2 protein-coding genes are annotated in these 16,742 nt (G+C 57.6%); both read right to left on the bottom strand.

The features are described 5' to 3' along the window. Nucleotides 1-32 precede the first annotated feature (32 nt). Complete coding sequence (locus tag ACIPUG_RS11190) at nt 33-1,472, bottom strand: TolC family outer membrane protein (protein ID WP_400338425.1); 1,440 nt, start codon at nt 1,470-1,472, stop codon at nt 33-35. Nucleotides 1,473-1,985: 513 nt separating this feature from the next. Beyond that, nucleotides 1,986-16,598 (bottom strand): Ig-like domain-containing protein, encoded by a 14,613-nt coding sequence (locus ACIPUG_RS11185; RefSeq protein ID WP_400338423.1) that lies wholly within the window; start codon nt 16,596-16,598, stop codon nt 1,986-1,988. Nucleotides 16,599-16,742 lie beyond the last annotated feature (144 nt).

Below are 16,742 nucleotides of genomic sequence, written 5' to 3'. Positions count from 1 at the left end.
CCTGCATGTTCTTATCCGGCAGGCAAGCCGGCTTACAGCGACGGTAACGTCTCGCCAGTGGTTTCATGACGCTCAATACCCAGCATATCCAGCAGATTATCGACGGCAGCGGCGTAGTTAACCGTCGCCTCCCAGCCGTCGTATAACGCGCCGATGCGTGAGGTTTCGGCCTGCAACACGTCTTGTTCCACGCTGAGCAGATCGTTCAGGCTGCGCTTGCTGAGCTTGTACTCATCCTGATAGACGTTGCGGGTGTAGGTCGCGCTGGTGATTTGCTGCTGACTGGCTTTTTCACGCTGCTGTGCACCAATGAGATCTGCATAGGCCGTGGAGGCTTTCTGGTTCATATCCAGCTTTGCCGCTTCGACTTCGGCTTGCGCCGCTTCGCGCGTGCCTGACGCGGCATCAACGCGAGCACTGACGGCGCCGCCCTGATAAAGCGGGGCTTCTACCACCAGCTGTAGCTGATCGTCCCAGTAATTACGCCTGTCGGTTTCATAGCGGGTGCGGCCCGCCTGCACGGCAATGGTCGGCCAGTGTTGCGCTTCTGCCTGACGAATCCGGTGGCGCGAGGCCTCTTGTTTGGACTGTGCGCTCAGCACCGCATTACTCTGCTGGTACGGGAGTGCCTTGAGCGTAATCTTTTGTTGCAGCAGCGCGCGTGGCAGATCGGGCAGGGCGGTGGGGATAACGCCGGTCAACACGCTGAGCTGCGCCAGCGAGGAACGCTCCAGCGCACGGTACTGTTCCAGCGTCGCTCTCATACCCGCGATGCGGGTTTCCGCTTGCAGGATGTCGGATTGCGTACTGAGACCAGCTTCGGCACGGAGCGTCGCGGTGTCTTTTACCACATTGAGTGACGTGATATTGCGCTCGGCCGCCTGACTCAGTTCCTGATAGCGTTTGACCTTCAGGTAGGTGAGCAAGGTTTGCTGACCGACCGTGGTCATGGTGCCGTAGAGCTGATAGCGATAAGCGTCTGACAAGCTGTGTTGTTCATCAATGCTGCCGCCCGTCTTCCCGAAATCGTACAGGAGCTGTTTCAGCGTAAGACCCGCCGTAGAATTATTGCTCATCGTGCCGCCGGTATCACTTTGATCTGACCGGCCGACGTTGCCGCTTAGGCCGATTTGCGGGAACCAGGCGCTTTGTGCCACGCGCAGGTCGGCTTCGCCAACGCGAATTTGTGCCGAGGCCTGTGCGATTTGCGGGTTGCGTGCGAACGCGCGGAGAATGGCCTGTTTGAGGTCCAGACTATCGACCTGCTGCTCTGTCGGGGCGGCGGACCAGTCAAACGCGACGGTCTGCGCGAACGTTGGCGAACTAGAGAAGAAAGGAAGGCCACCGAAGGCCAGCCCGATCGCCATCCCGATCGTCAGCACATCGCGCGGCGTGTGATGGCGTAATGTGCGCGTCAAAAAAGCGCGATTGCGTGGAAAAAACATGCCCCTGATAAAAAATGGTTTGTGCATCAATGACCCCTGTTTTCATCACTCTTTGTTTTAGTTCCTTTACACATATTTGTGCCGCTATCGAGGCAGTTTCGTACCGTCTCTTGGACACGTATCTATGCCGCTGCAGAGGCCGTTTCGTGCGCGATAATGGCGATTTTTTATGCTATCTCGTAGCACGCGCCCGACTCGGGACGGCTCAAACGCCGCTCGCCCCGAGACCCCAGGCTTTTGGCGGAAATTATGCCGCTGGCGCGGTTCCTTCGTAGATATCAGGTTTAACGGACCGCTTGCGACACGTTTACTCGCCCCATAAATGGGGCTAGCCCTTCGGGCCAGCACAAGTGCTGTTCAAAAACGTCTCTGACGTTTTTGTCCGACGTGGCGCAAGCTTTCGCCGCGTCCATGCGGCTCATCCTAAACCTGCTATCTCCTCAGCATAATTTTTTACGCCGGATAACGACAAAATCCGCGTTGATCTCCGCATTTGTGTATAAGCAGCGGCTCTTGGTAGAGCCGGCGCTTAAAACACCGTTACACCATATTGACGAGCAGGCCTTGTTGCACCAGTACATCTCCCAGGTTGTTGGCGCTATCCAGCGATGAATGGTGGTAGACGTCGAAACGCTGACCATCAATATCGCGCTGTCCTACCGTGCTCCAGACGCCTTCGCCCGGAATCAGGTTCACCTGATTGCCTTCTCCCCCGACGATCAGTAAGTCGTCTTCTGGGCGGTCGGTGACATTCAGAGCGCGGTCGAGATCCAGCGTGATGCTGTTGGTGCCGTTTTGGCCTAAATCGAAGACCTCCACGTTGTCGATTTTCAGCCCCAGCGCGGTAAGGTCCAGATTGAGATCGGTGCCATCCAGAACCAGCGTATCAATGCCGTTGCCGCCATCGATCTGGGTAAAATCGAGCGTTGAGAGCGTAATGAGATCGTCGCCTTCACCCCCTTCGACATCCTCGCCCGTTTGCACGCTGCCGTCGGCCAGATTGATGACAACACCGCCGATGGCATAAACACCGTCTTCCGCTTCGGTACTGGTGCTATTGTTGGTCGTGTTCGTCTCGCTGAGCGCAGCCGCCGCCATTTTCGAGCTGACATTAAGAGGCTGCACATTCGTGCTTTCCCCAGTGTCGAGCGGTTCACTGGACAGCGAGGCCACCTGCGCGAGGCTGCTATCGTCAACGTCCAGCGCCATCATGCTCATCAGCGGTAACCCGAGAGAGATACCGGAGGTTAATCCGGCGGATACGCCGGTGAAGTTACCTGCCTGATCGGTGACGGAGGCTTCAACCGCCGTACCCAGCAGCGCCGTCAAAATTGCGCCAACGTTCAGGATGTTGATCCCCAGTAGTGAACTGGTGAAATGCGCGCTCCACTTGCCATCGGCACCGACGGTGCCCTGTAGCGTCTGGCCGAGCAGCGTGACGGTCACTTTGGCACCTTGCTGTACGTAGCGTGATGTTCCGCTGACGGTGATGCCGTTTGCCAGCAGGCCAACGGTGTTGCCAATCAGCGATCCCACTGCATCAATGCCCAACTGCGGCAACTGGTGCGTTTTCACGATCACGTTGCTGCTGGTGTTGTTGGTGTTGCCATAGCGGTCGGTAACTTTGACGCCGACGGACAAATTGCCATCGGCGATGTTGAGCAGGTTAGCGCTCGGTACGCTGATGCTCCAGGTGCCGTTGCTGGCGACAGCGGCGTTGAGCACGAGCCCGCCCACGGTGAGCGTGACGCTACCGCCTGCCGCGTTGGTTGTGGTTCCGCTGATGATCTGGTTTATGCCCGCTTCGGCCAGATTCAGGTAACCGTCCCCGCCAAACAGGGAGCCGAGACTGACCGTTGGCAGTGTGTGAACGCCCACGCCGATGGATGCACCCACGCTGGTGCTTTTTCCTGCCGCGTTGGTTAGAGAGGCATTGAGGGAAAGCGTGCCGTCAGTCAAACCGTTGAGATCGAGTGCAGGCAGGCTGACGGACCAGCTACCATTGCTTTGCACCACGGCAGAGTAGGTCTTGGTACCCAGTGAGATTTGGATCGTGGAACCTATCGCATTGGTACTGGTTCCGCTGATGAGCTGACCCGCTGCTGCCTCGACGGCATTGAGCAGGCCGTCACCGCCAAAGAGCGGATTGATGGTCAGCGTCGGCTGACCGTTAATCGCCACGCTTACGGTACCGGTTTGCGTGCCGACGTTACCCGCCGCATCAACCAGACGAACACCGACGTTAGTGACGCCATCCGCAAGAGCTTTCAGGTCGAGGCTAGGGACCGGCAGGCTCCAACTGCCGTTTGCACCGACCGTTGTGGTGTAGGTTTTACTGCCCAGCGTGACGTTGATCGCGGTGCCCGCTGGCACATTGGCCGTGGTCCCGCCGATGAGCTGCGTACTCAACAGACTAGGAAGATCCAGTACACCGTTGCTGAACAACGGATTGAGCGTGATTGTCGGTGGCAAGATGGCGATGTTGAGGCCGGTGCTGACGCCGGTGCTATTGCCTGCCGGGTCGGTTACCGTCGCACTGACGGTGAGGTTACCGTTCGTCAGGCCAGACAGTTGCAGTGGCGTAACGCTGGTGCTCCAGGTGCCGTCACTGCCGACGGTGGCGTTTAGCGTCAGAGTGCCGATGCGTATCACGACCGACGATCCCGCGACGGCGTTGGTGGTGGTGCCGCTAATCGTCTGCGTCAGCGCCGCTTCTGCGGCATTGAGGAAACCATCACCGCCAAACAGTGAACCAAGGCTAATCGTTGGCAGGGTTTTGGCAATAATATTGATAGCGTTATTGACCGTGCCGATATTGCCGGACGTATTCGTGACCGACACATTCAGCGTGGTGTTGCCATCGAGCAGCGTGCTGAGATCGGACGGTTGCAGCGTCAGGCTAAACGCGCCACCCGCCCCGACCGTAGACAGGAAGGTTTTGCCGCCAAGGGTAACTGAAACCTGCGATCCGGCGCTGGCATTGGTCACCACGCCACTGATGGTTTGCGCCACCAGCGCTTCTGCCGCATTGATGAAGCCATCTCCGCCAAATACCGGGTTCAGCGTAATCACCGGCTGGGCGAAATCAAATTTGATGCCGGCAGTGCCGTTGGCGCTATTGCCGACGCTGTCTGTCGCGGTAGCCGTCACGGTGAAATCGCCGTTGCCCAGACCTTGCAAAATACCCAATACGCTCGGGGTGACAGCGGCACTCCATTTACCATCCGTGCCGACAGTAGCGGTGGCGACTTGTGACCCCGCAATGCTAAGCGTAATGGTTCCGCCTGTCAGACCGGTAGCCGTACCGCTGAGGGTCTGATTGACCAGCAGATCGGCCAGATTCAGCACGCTATCGCCAAAGGCTGGATTCAGCGTAATACTCGGCAAGTTCTTGATGACCGTCGGAACGTTGACTATCTGACTGGTCGTGTTGCCCGCGTGATCGGTGACCGCGATGCCCAGCGACAGCGTTCCGTCCTGTAGCGCCTGCAAGTCGAGGGCAGGGACGGATAAGCTCCATGCCCCACCTGCACCGACGGTAATCCCGGTGTAAATTTTGGTACCCAGCGTCACGGCGACCGTTGCACCCGCGGCGATATTCACATTGCTGACCACGCCGCTGATAATCTGGCTGGTTACGACGTCTGCCGCATTCAGCGCGCCATCCGTGAAGGCCACGACGGAGTTAATGACCGGCAGGGATTTCAACACGTCAATATCGACCAGTTGATTCTTCACGTTGCCGTGTGAATCGACAATGTCTACGCTCACTTGCAACAGTCCGTTGCTTAGCAAACTGAATCTATCAGCCGGAATCGAAATGCTCCAGGCTCCGTTAGCACCAACGGTGCCTTCCAGATCGGCGCCTAATCCTTTAATGACGACTTTCGCGCCGAGATAGTTGCCGGTTGCGTTACCGCTGATGACCTGTGTGACCAGTGATTCGGCCAGATTGAGGATACCGTCGTTACCGAAGATATCATTAATGCCTGCGCCGAGCGTTTGGTTCAATGCGACGTCCAGTGTGGCATCAAGGTGCGCAGTGTTGCCGGCGGTATCCGTCAGCGTGACGCCAATGACCTGTGCCCCGTCTGTCAGGCTTTGCAGATCGGCGGACAGGATTGGAATACTCCAGTTGCCGTCAAGGCCTACAGTGGTGGTGCCCGTCAGCGGCCCTGCGGTTAAGGTTACTGTGGCCCCCACTTCCCCTCTGCCGGTAATCGCTGCGCCAGCCAGTGCTTCAGCCAGCGTCAGGATATTGTTATCGAACAGCGTGACGCTGAGCAGCGGGATGTCGGTATCAACGGTAACGACCTGCGTATCGGTGGTGGTATTGCCCGCTTTATCGGTGAGGGTCGCCGTGATGGTGTGGCTGCCATCCGCGAGCAATGCCAGATCGGCGGCCGGCACATTGACACTCCAGTCTCCTGTCACAGAAACCTGCGCGTTGTAGGTTTTCCCATTCAGGCTAATCGAGACGATTTGCCCGGCATCTGCGACTGAGGCGGTACCGGTAATCGCCTGTTCCGTCGTCATTTCCGTGGCATTGAGCACATTGTTCGTAGCCAGAGCGACAATATTCAAGTCGGGTGCGACGGTGTCCACGGTGACGATCGTGGTCAGTGTGGCGTCATTTGATGTCGCCGTTACGCTGATCGGCCCCTGACCGGCAAAGGCAGGCAGTGCGGGGATGGTAATGGTCCAGTTGCCGTTGATATCGGTGACGGGATTAGGCTGAAGTAGCACTCCGTTGACCGAAACGAGTATGTCAGTTTGCGCGGAAGCTGGCCCGATCGAGCGACCGGAAATCGTGATGTTGCCGCCGATCTCGACGGCGTTGATGATGTTGTCGGTCGAAATCGGGTTAATGGTCATCACCGTCGGAGGCGGTGTCAGGTTGACGTTAAAGTTAACGCTGGATGGGTCCGTTGGGTTCCCCGCTTTATCCTGGGCACTGACGGAAAGCGTGTGCGACGTATTGGGTAAAACCTGCAATGCAGAAGGCGGAATATTAACGCTCCACGTACCACCAGTAAGCACTTTCGTCGTGTAGTCGACGCCATTCAGCCTGACGGTGACGTTTTGCCCGACCTCCAGCCCGGTCGATGTCCCGCTGACAGCCTGCGTGGCGCGGCTTTCGGTATAATTAAGGCCGTCCAGACCCGCAAAAGTGGTAATGGTGACGGTGGGGGCCGCTTGCACGGCAAGGATTGCCTGAGAATTCAACGTAGCGCTGTTGCCCAAGCTATCCGTTGCCGTAATGCTGATAGTGTGGGTGCCGTCAGCAAGCTGGGAAAGCTGGGTTGGGGTCAGCGTTGCGGTCCATATACCTCCGCTAAGCTGTACGACAAGCGGCAGCCCGCCAAATGTGACATTCACGCTCTCTGCGTCACCCGCGTTACCGCTTAATGTTCTGCCCGCCAGTGTGCCAGCTTCGACAATATTCAGATAACCATCGTCAAACGGCGTATTCAGCGTAATGGCCGGTGGGGTGAGATCGCTGGTAAAAGAAATCGGTGCGGAGCCCACGTTGCCGGCCGCATCGACGGCTGTCACCGTGATGGTATGTGAACCGTCGGCCAGTGAGTTCAAGGCATTCGGCGGCAGCGTCACCGACCAGTTGCCCGCGCTGTCTACTGTCGCAGTGTAGCGGATGCCGTTGAGGTCGATCTCCAGTTTAACGCTTTGCCCGTTGCCACCAATCTGCGTGCGGCCAGAGAAGGTCAGTGCGGATGCAGCTTCGGCACTGCTCAGAATATTATCGAGACCAAACGGGACCACGTCGATAAGCGGGGCTGGCAGCGTCTGCGCCGAACTCACATCGAGCGAGGCGCTGGTGTTGGTATTGCCTACCCAGTCGGTGACCTTGACGCTAATGCTGTAGTTGCCTTCGGTGAAGATCGCCAAATCGGCAGGGCTCAGATCTCTGGACCAGCCGCCCAACCCGTCAGCGACGGCGGTAAAGGTGGTTTCTGCCAGCGTGGTTTTATTGGTCACCGTTACGATGACTTCCTGACCCGTGCTGGTAATGCCGGTTTTACCAGTTAATGTCTGGATGGCCTGAATTTCAGTGGCGTTAAGGATGCCGTCGCCAAACGGCAGATCCAATGTGGCTGCAGGCAGGGTGGTGGTTAGCACGCTTGCTGTGGCTGTTGCGGTGCTGGTGTTGCCCGCAGAATCGGTCACGATGACGGTGAAATTCACCGTGCCATCCGGCAGGTCGATCAGTGCCTGGCGACCCAGCGATAATGACCAACTGCCGTCGGCATTCACCGTCGCGGGGAGGCTTGTGCCGTTAATGCTGACCGACACGGTTTGCCCCACGTTGCTGGTGAGCCCCGTTTGCCCGGATAGCGTCACGCCCGGCTGCGCATCGGCCAGACTCAGTTTACCATCGCCGAACGGGGTATCCAGCGACGCAACGGGAACGCCCACAATGACGCTGGTGAAGGTTCCGCTGCCTGAACCGGTATTGCCGGCATGGTCCGTGGCGGTCACGTTGATGGTGTGTGTCCCATCACCCAGTGCAGCGAGATCGGCGGCGGGCAGCGTCACACTCCACTGGCCGTTTGCCGCTACGATCGCGTTGTAGGTGGTGGTGATCGTACCGTTGGTTACCGAAACCGACACGCTCTGGCCCGGATCGATGAACCCCGTCGTGCCCGTCAGGAGTTGATCTACCGTGCTTTCTGCCTGATTGAGCACGCCATCAACAAACGGGGTGGCGATACTGACAGCGAAATTGGTGTTGATGACGACATCCAATGAGCCGCTCGCACTGCCGGTATTGCCTGCACTGTCTGTGACCGTCGCACTGACCTGCATGTTGCCATCTGCCAGAATGCTCAGCGCATTGGCCGGAATCGTGGCGCTCCACAAGCCGCCCGCGAGCGTCACGCCCGTCGTGGTGTAAGTCCCTATCGTGACCTGAATGGTTGTCCCGACAGGCAGATTGGTGTAACTGCCGCCAATCGTCGTTGCCGTCGCCAGCTCCGCGACAGTCAGGACGTTGTTGTCATAGAGCGTATCCAACGTCAGCGTCGGCAGTGACTGCGTTTTTAATGTGATATTAATGCTGGTGGCGCTGGCATTCCCGGCGCCGTCGGTCACGCTGGCCTCAAGGGTTTTCACGCCGTCGCCCAGCGCCAGCAGGTCGTTCGCTGCAATGGCGATTTGCCAGACGTCATTGCCATCGGCGACAACGCTATACACTGCCGTACCCACTTTGATCGTAACCAGAAGACCCGCTTCGGCTTTGCCGCTTAACGGGAGCCCAGCCAGCGCGTCTGCCAGACCGATGTCGCTGGTGTCAACCAGCATATCGATAGACAGCAGCGGTGGGACAGTATCGACTGTAAACGGGTGGGTTGCCGAGGCTGGGTTCTGCGCGATATCGCTGACCGTTGCGGTCACATTCTGGCTGCCCTGCGGTAGATTTTGCACATCGCTGGCGGGAACGGTGGTGCTCCAACTGCCGTCAGCGCCAACGGTCGCCAGATACGTTTTGCTATTCAACGTCACCGTGACGCGCTGCCCTACCTGAACATTCGTCGTTGAACCAGAAATGAGCAGGTCGGATTGCGTATCCTGCGCGCTGACGACATCGTTGCCGGACAGGGTGGCGATGGTGATGGCTGGCAGGTTAGTCGCATCGGTGATGACGGTAATGCTGTGCGTTGCTGAACCGGGGTTGCCGCTCACGTCTGTTACGCTGGCACTCACGGTCTGCTTGCCGTCAGGGAGGTTGCCGACATCTGTTGCAGGGATCTGTACGCTCCAACTTCCATCCGCACCCACGGTGGCGAAATAAATTCCACCGTTGAGAGTGATAGTCACTTGCTGACCCTGTTCCACATTCTGACTGCTACCGCTGATGGTCAACGGCTGGCCCGATTCGGCCAGATTGAGGTAATCATCGTTCGACAGCGTGGCTATCGTCAGGGTCGGTGCTTTGGCCGGGTCGGTATCCAGCGTAATCGAATGGCTTACCGTGCCGGTGTTGCCGGCAGCATCGGTCAAGCTGGCGGTGATTGCCGTGATGCCATTTGGCATATTTTGCAGGTCGCCAGCAGGCACGGTGACGCTCCAGGTGCCATCTGTCTGCGCCAGCCCCTGATAGATCTGCCCGTTGATGGTGACGTTAACAATGATAGGACGGCCGCTGTCGTGGATGGGCGACGTACCGGTGATCTCCAGTGGCAGCAGGCTTTCCGCAATGTTGATGATATCGTCAATGCCAATCGGATTGATGGTCAGCACCGGTGGGGTCAAGTCAACGAATGCGCCGCCCTGAACGGTGGAGGTATTGCCTGCCGCATCGCTGACGGTCACAGAAATGTTGAGGAGGCCATCTGGCAATCCCGTCAGAGCGGACGGCGGCAGTTGCAGGCTCCAGTTGCCACTGCTGTCCACCGTGCCGGCATAGACCGTGGTGCCAATGGTGACGCTGACGGTTTGCCCGGCACCACGCAGGCCCGTCGTGCCGTAAAGTGTTTGTCCGGCCTGAGCGTCGCTGAGATTCAGGTAACCGTTGCTGAATGGCATATGCAGCGATGCCACCGGTGGATTGTGGATGCTGACGCCCAACTGCTGCGTCCCCGACAGGGCATTACCCGCCTGATCGACCGCCGTGACGTTAACCGTGATGACGCCATCTCCCAGCACTTGCAGATCGCTCGGTTGAATGGTGGCGCTCCAGGTGCCGTCTGGCTGCACCTGTACGGTGTAGGTTTTCCCGTTGAGGATGACGTTGACATCCGTGCCCGGTGCCACGTTGACGGCACCGCCGTTAATCGTAATGCCGTTTGTCGCTTCCAGCGCATTGAGCTGGTTATCCCCGGTGATTGGCGCAATAGACAGCCCGCTCGCATTGGTATTTACCGTGACGCTGCTGCTGGATGTCGCGGTATTGCCAGAGACATCGCTCACACTGACGGTAATCGTCTGGCTACCGTTAACCAGCAGTGCCATGTCGGCATCTGAAATCGTGGTGCTCCAGCTTCCATTCGACAGAACCTGTGCGGTATACGGCTTGCCATTGAAGCTAATCGTTACCGTCTGGCCTTGCTCAACGTTTTTACTGGTGCCGCTGAGCACCTGGCTGACCCGAGCTTCCGCCCCGTCAATAATGTTGTTGCCGGCGAACGTACCAATCGTGACGACCGGTGCGTTGAGTGGACTGGCATCGACGACAATGGTTTGCGTTGTGGTCGTGGTATTGCCTGCGGCATCGGTCAGGCGTGTCACGATGGGGTAATTGCCATCGGACAGGTTGCTCAGATCGGCCGACGGAATGGTGATGCTCCAGGTGCCGTCACTGCCGATGGTGCCGCTGTAGGTTTTGCCATTCAGCGTGGTGGTGACCGTTTGCCCCGCGCTGGACGGTGAGGCGGTGCCAGTGAGTAACTGACTGCTTTGTACCTCGGTGCTGTTCAGAATGTTGTCAGTAGCAAAGTTGCCCGCCGTTAAGGTAGGCGGTGTTCGCGCTACGGTAACGTTACTGGTTAGGGTGCTGCTGTTTCCGGCTGCGTCGCTGACGCTCACCTGCAATGCGGTGGTGCCATTCGGCAGATTTTGCAGGCTATTTGCAGGCAGAGAGATCGTCCAGTTACCTGCTGCATCGACGATCCCTGTGTACGTCACGCCGCCGAGTGTAGCGGTGACGGTTTGCCCTGGTGAGACGATACCGGTTGTGCCACTGAGCGTCTGAGTCACGCCTGCTTCTGCGGCATTGAGGATGCCGTCGCTGAACGGTGTGTTCAGCGTCAGCGACGGGCTACTGTGAGTGAATACCTCGATGGTACGGCTGCCGCTTAACACATTCCCTGTACTGTCTACCGTGGTGACGGTGAGGGTTGACGTACCATCGGTTAATGCGCCGACGTCCGCCGCAGAAACGGTAATGCTCCACGTGCCGTTAGGCTGTACGACGCCTCCGTAGCTTTTCCCGTTCAGCGCAATCGTGATGGCGGTGCCCGCTGCCACGTTCTGGCTGCTGCCGTTGACGGTGAGATCTTGCGCGGCTTCGGCTTGATTCAGTTTGTCATCGCCCGCGACGGTATCGATGGCGATACCGCTCAGGGAGGTATTCACCGTAATTGTCTGGCTGAGCGTTGCCGGGTTACCGCTGACGTCGTTGACGCCAATCGTGACGGTATGCGTGCCTTGTGCCAGATGAAGGAGATCGACAGACGGTACGCTGACGCGCCATTGGCCGTTGCTGTCAACCGTTGCGGTGTAGGTATTATCGCCGAGCGTCACGGTAACGCGCTGCCCCGCCTCGACATTCAGGCTGCCGCCGCTGATGATTTGTGCGACGTTGATTTCGCCTCCGTCGATGATGTTATTGAGCGCGATGGCGTTGACGGTGAGCAGAGGCAGATTGGCCGGACTGGCATCCAGCGTTAATGTCCCTGTGACGGCGGTGCTGTTGCCTGATGCGCCGGTCAATGTTGCTGTCACTGTGTAATTGCCGTCAGCCAGCGCCTGAAGATCGGCGGCGGGAACGGTAGTGCTCCAACTGCCGTCAGCCTGAATCTGCGCCTGATAATTTTTATTGTTGATCGTGACAATCACCGTGCGCCCAGCTTCTGACTGTAGCGCATTGCCTGAAATCGTCTGATCGTTCAGGCTTTCGGTAGCGTTGATGATGCCGTCGTTGGTCAGTGGTTTCAGCGTCAGAAGAGGGCGAACCGTATCGACGGTAATATCTCTCATGCTCTCTATGCTGTTGCCAGCAATGTCAGTTGCTTCTACATGGATGGTCTGTACGCCGGATGGGAGGGATTGCAGGTCGGCGGCGGGAAGCGCAGCACTCCAGTTCCCCTGATTATCCACGGTTGCCGTATAGGTTTTGCCGTTCAGCGTGACGATGACGCTTTGGCCCGCTCCGGTAATCCCGGTTTTCCCCGTCAGGTTCTGTCCGCTGGCCGATTCGACGATATTCAGTATGCCGTCACCGAAAGGCTGGTCAATCGTTGGCTGTGGCAGGTTGTTAATATGGATATCAATATTGCGGCTGGCGGTGACAGGGGCATCACCGGGGTTGGCGACGCTGGCGGTAATGGTCGCGGTGCCATCCGGCAAGGCGAGCATATCGCTGCTCTCGATTGTGACGCTCCAGCTCCCGTTTGCGGCAATCGTACCAATATAGGTTTTGCCATTGAGCGTGACGGTAACGCTTTCTCCCAGAGTCACGTTGACCGTCGAACCTGAAATGATCAGCGGCTGTGAGGCTTCCAGACGGTTGATCTGGTTATCAATCGCGACAATGCTGATGGAGATACTGTCATTATCCATATCAACATTGGACCAGTTCTCATGACTGCCCTCGTTTCCAGCCAGATCCGCGACCTGCGCACTGATGGACACGGTGCCCTCAGAGAGCTGTGCCATGTCGGCGGCGGGGATTTCCACGCTCCAGTTGCCACCGCTCTTGATAGCGGCGAAGTAGAATTTTTTGTTGAGCAGAATGGTCGCAACCTGACCGGTTTCCACATTCGCGCTGGTACCCGTCAGCCACTGGCTGACTTTGAGATCGGCCGCGGTGATGACGTTATTCTCATTGACGAAGGCGTTAACGAAGATCGTCGGCTGGAATGCCGGATCTGCGCTGAGCTCAACGGATTTCTCGACGCTGACGGTATTCCCGGCGACATCGCTTAGAGAGGCAGACAGTTTGTAGCTGCCATCGGCCATGCCGCGCAAGGCTGCTGTGGGTAAGTTGATACTCCAGTTGCCATCGCTACCGACAACGCCGGTATAAAATTGCCCATCGAAAGTGATAACGACAGTACGACCCGCTTCGCTGATTGAGGCGGTGCCGTTGACGGTCTGGTTGCTTTGGGATTCGACCAGATTGATGGTGTCATCGCCAGCAATGGTGCCGATAGTCAGGGTAGGGGCGGTAAAGTCGGTTGGGCTAACAAACGTTTTACCCGCCTGATTGCCCGCGGCATCCTGTGCGGTCACCAACAGGGTGTTATTACCTTCCGGCAACTGCTGGAGATCGGCCGCAGGAACGGTGACTTTCCAGTTACCTGCCGTATCAACCGTTCCCGAATAAGATTTCCCGCCGAGGGACAAGATGACGGTCTGACCCGCACCGCTGATGCCGGTGTGACCAGTAATCGTCTGGCTGACCAGCGCCTCTGCACCGTTCAGTGAACCGTTGCCAAATGGGGTATCAATCGTCGGTTGCGGCAGGGTGTGAATGTGAACGCCGAGCGTGTGATTGTCCGTTACGGCACCGCTTCCCGCCACATTCACGCTGGCGGTCACGGTGGCATTGCCATCTGACAGAAGCTGGAGGTCGGCACTGGGGATTTGCAGCGTCCAACTGCCGTCCGCGGCAACGGTGGTGGTGTAATTTTTCCCGTTCAGCGTCACGGTCACCGTCTGCCCCGCAGGGACATTGGAGGTATTCCCGCTGATCGCCAGCGGTTGCAGGGATTCTGCCCGGCTTAACAGGTTATCGCTGGCGATAATGTTGATGGCGATGCTGTCGCCAGACTTATCGACGTTGATATTCTGGCTTCCGCTCGCGGCGTTGCCCGCTTTGTTACTCACGTTAACGCTAATGCTGTGCGCACCGTCCGCCAGCAAGGCGATATCTGCGGTTGAAACGTTGATGCTCCAGATGCCGCCGGATTGCACGGTGGCAAGATAGGTTTTCCCATTCAGGCTGATGGTGACAACTTGTCCTGCCTCAACATTGGTGGTGGTCCCGCTCAACTGCTGGCTGACTTTTGCTTCAGCGCCATCAATGACGTTATCGTCCGCGAAATTATTGATGGTAATGGTTGGCGCGCTGGTTGTACCGCTGTCAATGGTCAGCGGACGGGTAACCGTGGTGGTGTTGCCTGCGGCATCGGTCAGCGTAACGGTCAGATTCTGGTTACCGTCTGCGATAGCGACCAGATCGGCCGTTGGCAGCGTAACGCTCCAGTTTCCGTCGCTGCCAACGGTGGTGGTGTAGGGTTTGTCATTCAGCGTCACGGTGACCGTGCGACCGGCTTCGCTGAGCGATGCTGTCCCGCTGACCACCTGATTGACGGCCAATTCTGCGCCATTGAGGACGTCATCCTGAGCAATCGCGGAGACGGTGATCGTCGGCGGCGTCGTATCCACGGTGATATTTTGCGTTACGATGGTTTCGTTGCCTGCGATATCGCGGACGACGATCTCCAGTACGCTGATGTTGTCCGAGGGCAGGCTTTGCAGCACGTCTTTAGGGATCGTGACCGTCCAGTTCCCGTTGGCATCCACCGTTCCGGTAACGTAATTCCCGCCAATCGTCAGGCTGACAGTCTGGCCCCTGCCGCTAATCCCCGTTTCCCCGCGGATGACCTGATCCTGCGCGGCTTCGGCTCCGTTTAATACGCCGTCGGCGAAAGGCGGTGTCAGCGTAATGGAAGGGAGCGTGTTGATATGTACATCCAGCGTGCGGTCGACGGTGACGGTATCACCACTGATTCCCTGTACGCTGGCGGTAAGGGTATTACTGCCGTCTGACAGCAAAAGCAGGTCGGCGCTGGGGATATCCAAAGACCATTTGCCGTCTGCCCCCGTGGTGGTGGTGTAGGGTTTCCCATTCAATGTCACTGTGACGGTTTGGCCTGCGGCAACGTTGGCCGTTGTGCCATCAATCGTTAGCGGCTGCCCGGCTTCCACGGCATTCAGACGGTTATCAAATGAGATGATGCTGATGTTGACCGCTTCGGCGTTGGTGTCCACCGTGATGGTTTGTGGCGGCAGAGTGGTGGTGTTACCCGCTTTATCCGTTAATGACGCCACCAGATTGTAGGTGCCGTTAGTCAGCGCCTGAATATCACCGGAAGGAATGAACACGCTCCAGGCGCCATCGCTCTCTACGGTGGTGGTATAGGTGATGCCGTTGAGTGTCACCGTCACGGTCTGGCCGACATCCGACAGGGAAGCCGTACCGGAGACAAACTGTGAGGATTGCAGTTCGTCGGCGGTGATCAGGTTGTTGCCGGTAAACGGTGACAGGGACAGTTCTGGCGGCGTGGTATCGACAATAATGGTGCGGTTGACCACGGTGGTATTGCCGGCGCTATCGCTAATCGTGAACGACATAGCGTGCTCACCTTCGCTCAGTGCGCGAAGGTCTGCGGCAGGTACGGTCAGGGTCCAGGTACCGGCGGCATTAATGGTCGTGGTATACGTTTTTCCATTAAGCGTGATGCTGACGTTCTGGCCGACTTCACCGGTTCCGTTGAGGATCTGGCCGTTTGCCAGCTCTCCGACGGTGAGGTAGTTATCGCCCGTGAATTTATCAACGGTTAAATTCGGCGGCAGGGTATCAATGGTGAGATCGATGGTTTTCTCATGGATGACGCCGTTTGCACCCGGTACGCTCACTTTCAATGCATAAACGCCGTCTTGCAGCCCGGTAAATGCATCGGCTGGCAGCGTAAAGCGCCAACTGCCGTCGGCGGCAATGGTGGTGGTGTAAACCACGCCGTTCAGCGTGATAGTGACGGTTTGCCCTGCATTGACGCCGGTTGTTTTCCCGCTGAGGACATGGGGCTGGCCGATTTCCGTACGGTTTAGCCCGTTATTTCCGGCAAAGGCATCGACGGTTAAGGGTTCTTGCGGTGGCGGTGTGGAGCTGTTGTCATTGCTTGATGACGCAACCGCGACGGCGACCCCAGCGACAGCGGCTCCGCCGACGGCGACCGCACCCAGAATGCTGCCCAGCGTGGTTGCAGATAACGTACTGGTGGTTGTGCTACCAATCAGTAATGACGTCATATCGCCCAGCGCGGTGTATTCTGGCGTAAGGGCAACGGCTTCCGCCGCGAGTGCGGCGCCTTCTGCCGCGGCTGCGCCGGAGAACTGTGCGTGGATGAGTCGGGTGCCATCGTCAAAAACCAGCTCGCTGTGATAACCGGCGGCATCCAGAGTAAAGAAGCTTTCATAGCGGACGGTGGTACCGTCTTTCATGTGCAAGATAAGATCGTTGCCAACACGCTCATAGCGAGACACCACGTCAGGTGTGCCAAAGATTCTGACGGTGCTGCTTTCCAGCAATTCGATATTCGTTGTTCCCTGAGGAACGGCGTTGATGAACTGACCACTATGACGCGACAGGATATTTGCATTTCCCGCAATAACATTCATATCTGACATGAAATAGCCTCTTGCTTATCTGCAACCATTGTCTTAATACCTCTCACGGCGGATTGGAGCCGCAACGGGAGACGTATGGGGATATGCACCGCCAACACAAAAAGAGGGGTGCTAAAGCTGACCTGGTTCAGAAACAAAAAGCAG

It is taken from the genome of Pectobacterium sp. CHL-2024 (assembly GCF_044751765.1).
Lineage (GTDB): Bacteria > Pseudomonadota > Gammaproteobacteria > Enterobacterales > Enterobacteriaceae > Pectobacterium > Pectobacterium brasiliense.
Note: the sequence above shows the minus strand (reverse complement) of the source record. Positions and strands in the feature narration are given on the sequence as shown.

What these genes read in the sequence shown, in the direction of transcription:
- ACIPUG_RS11190 (WP_400338425.1), bottom strand. Translation starts at nt 1,472, where the DNA reads ATGCACAAACCATTTTTTATCAGGGGCATGTTTTTTCCACGCAATCGC.
- ACIPUG_RS11185 (WP_400338423.1), bottom strand. Translation starts at nt 16,598, where the DNA reads ATGTCAGATATGAATGTTATTGCGGGAAATGCAAATATCCTGTCGCGT.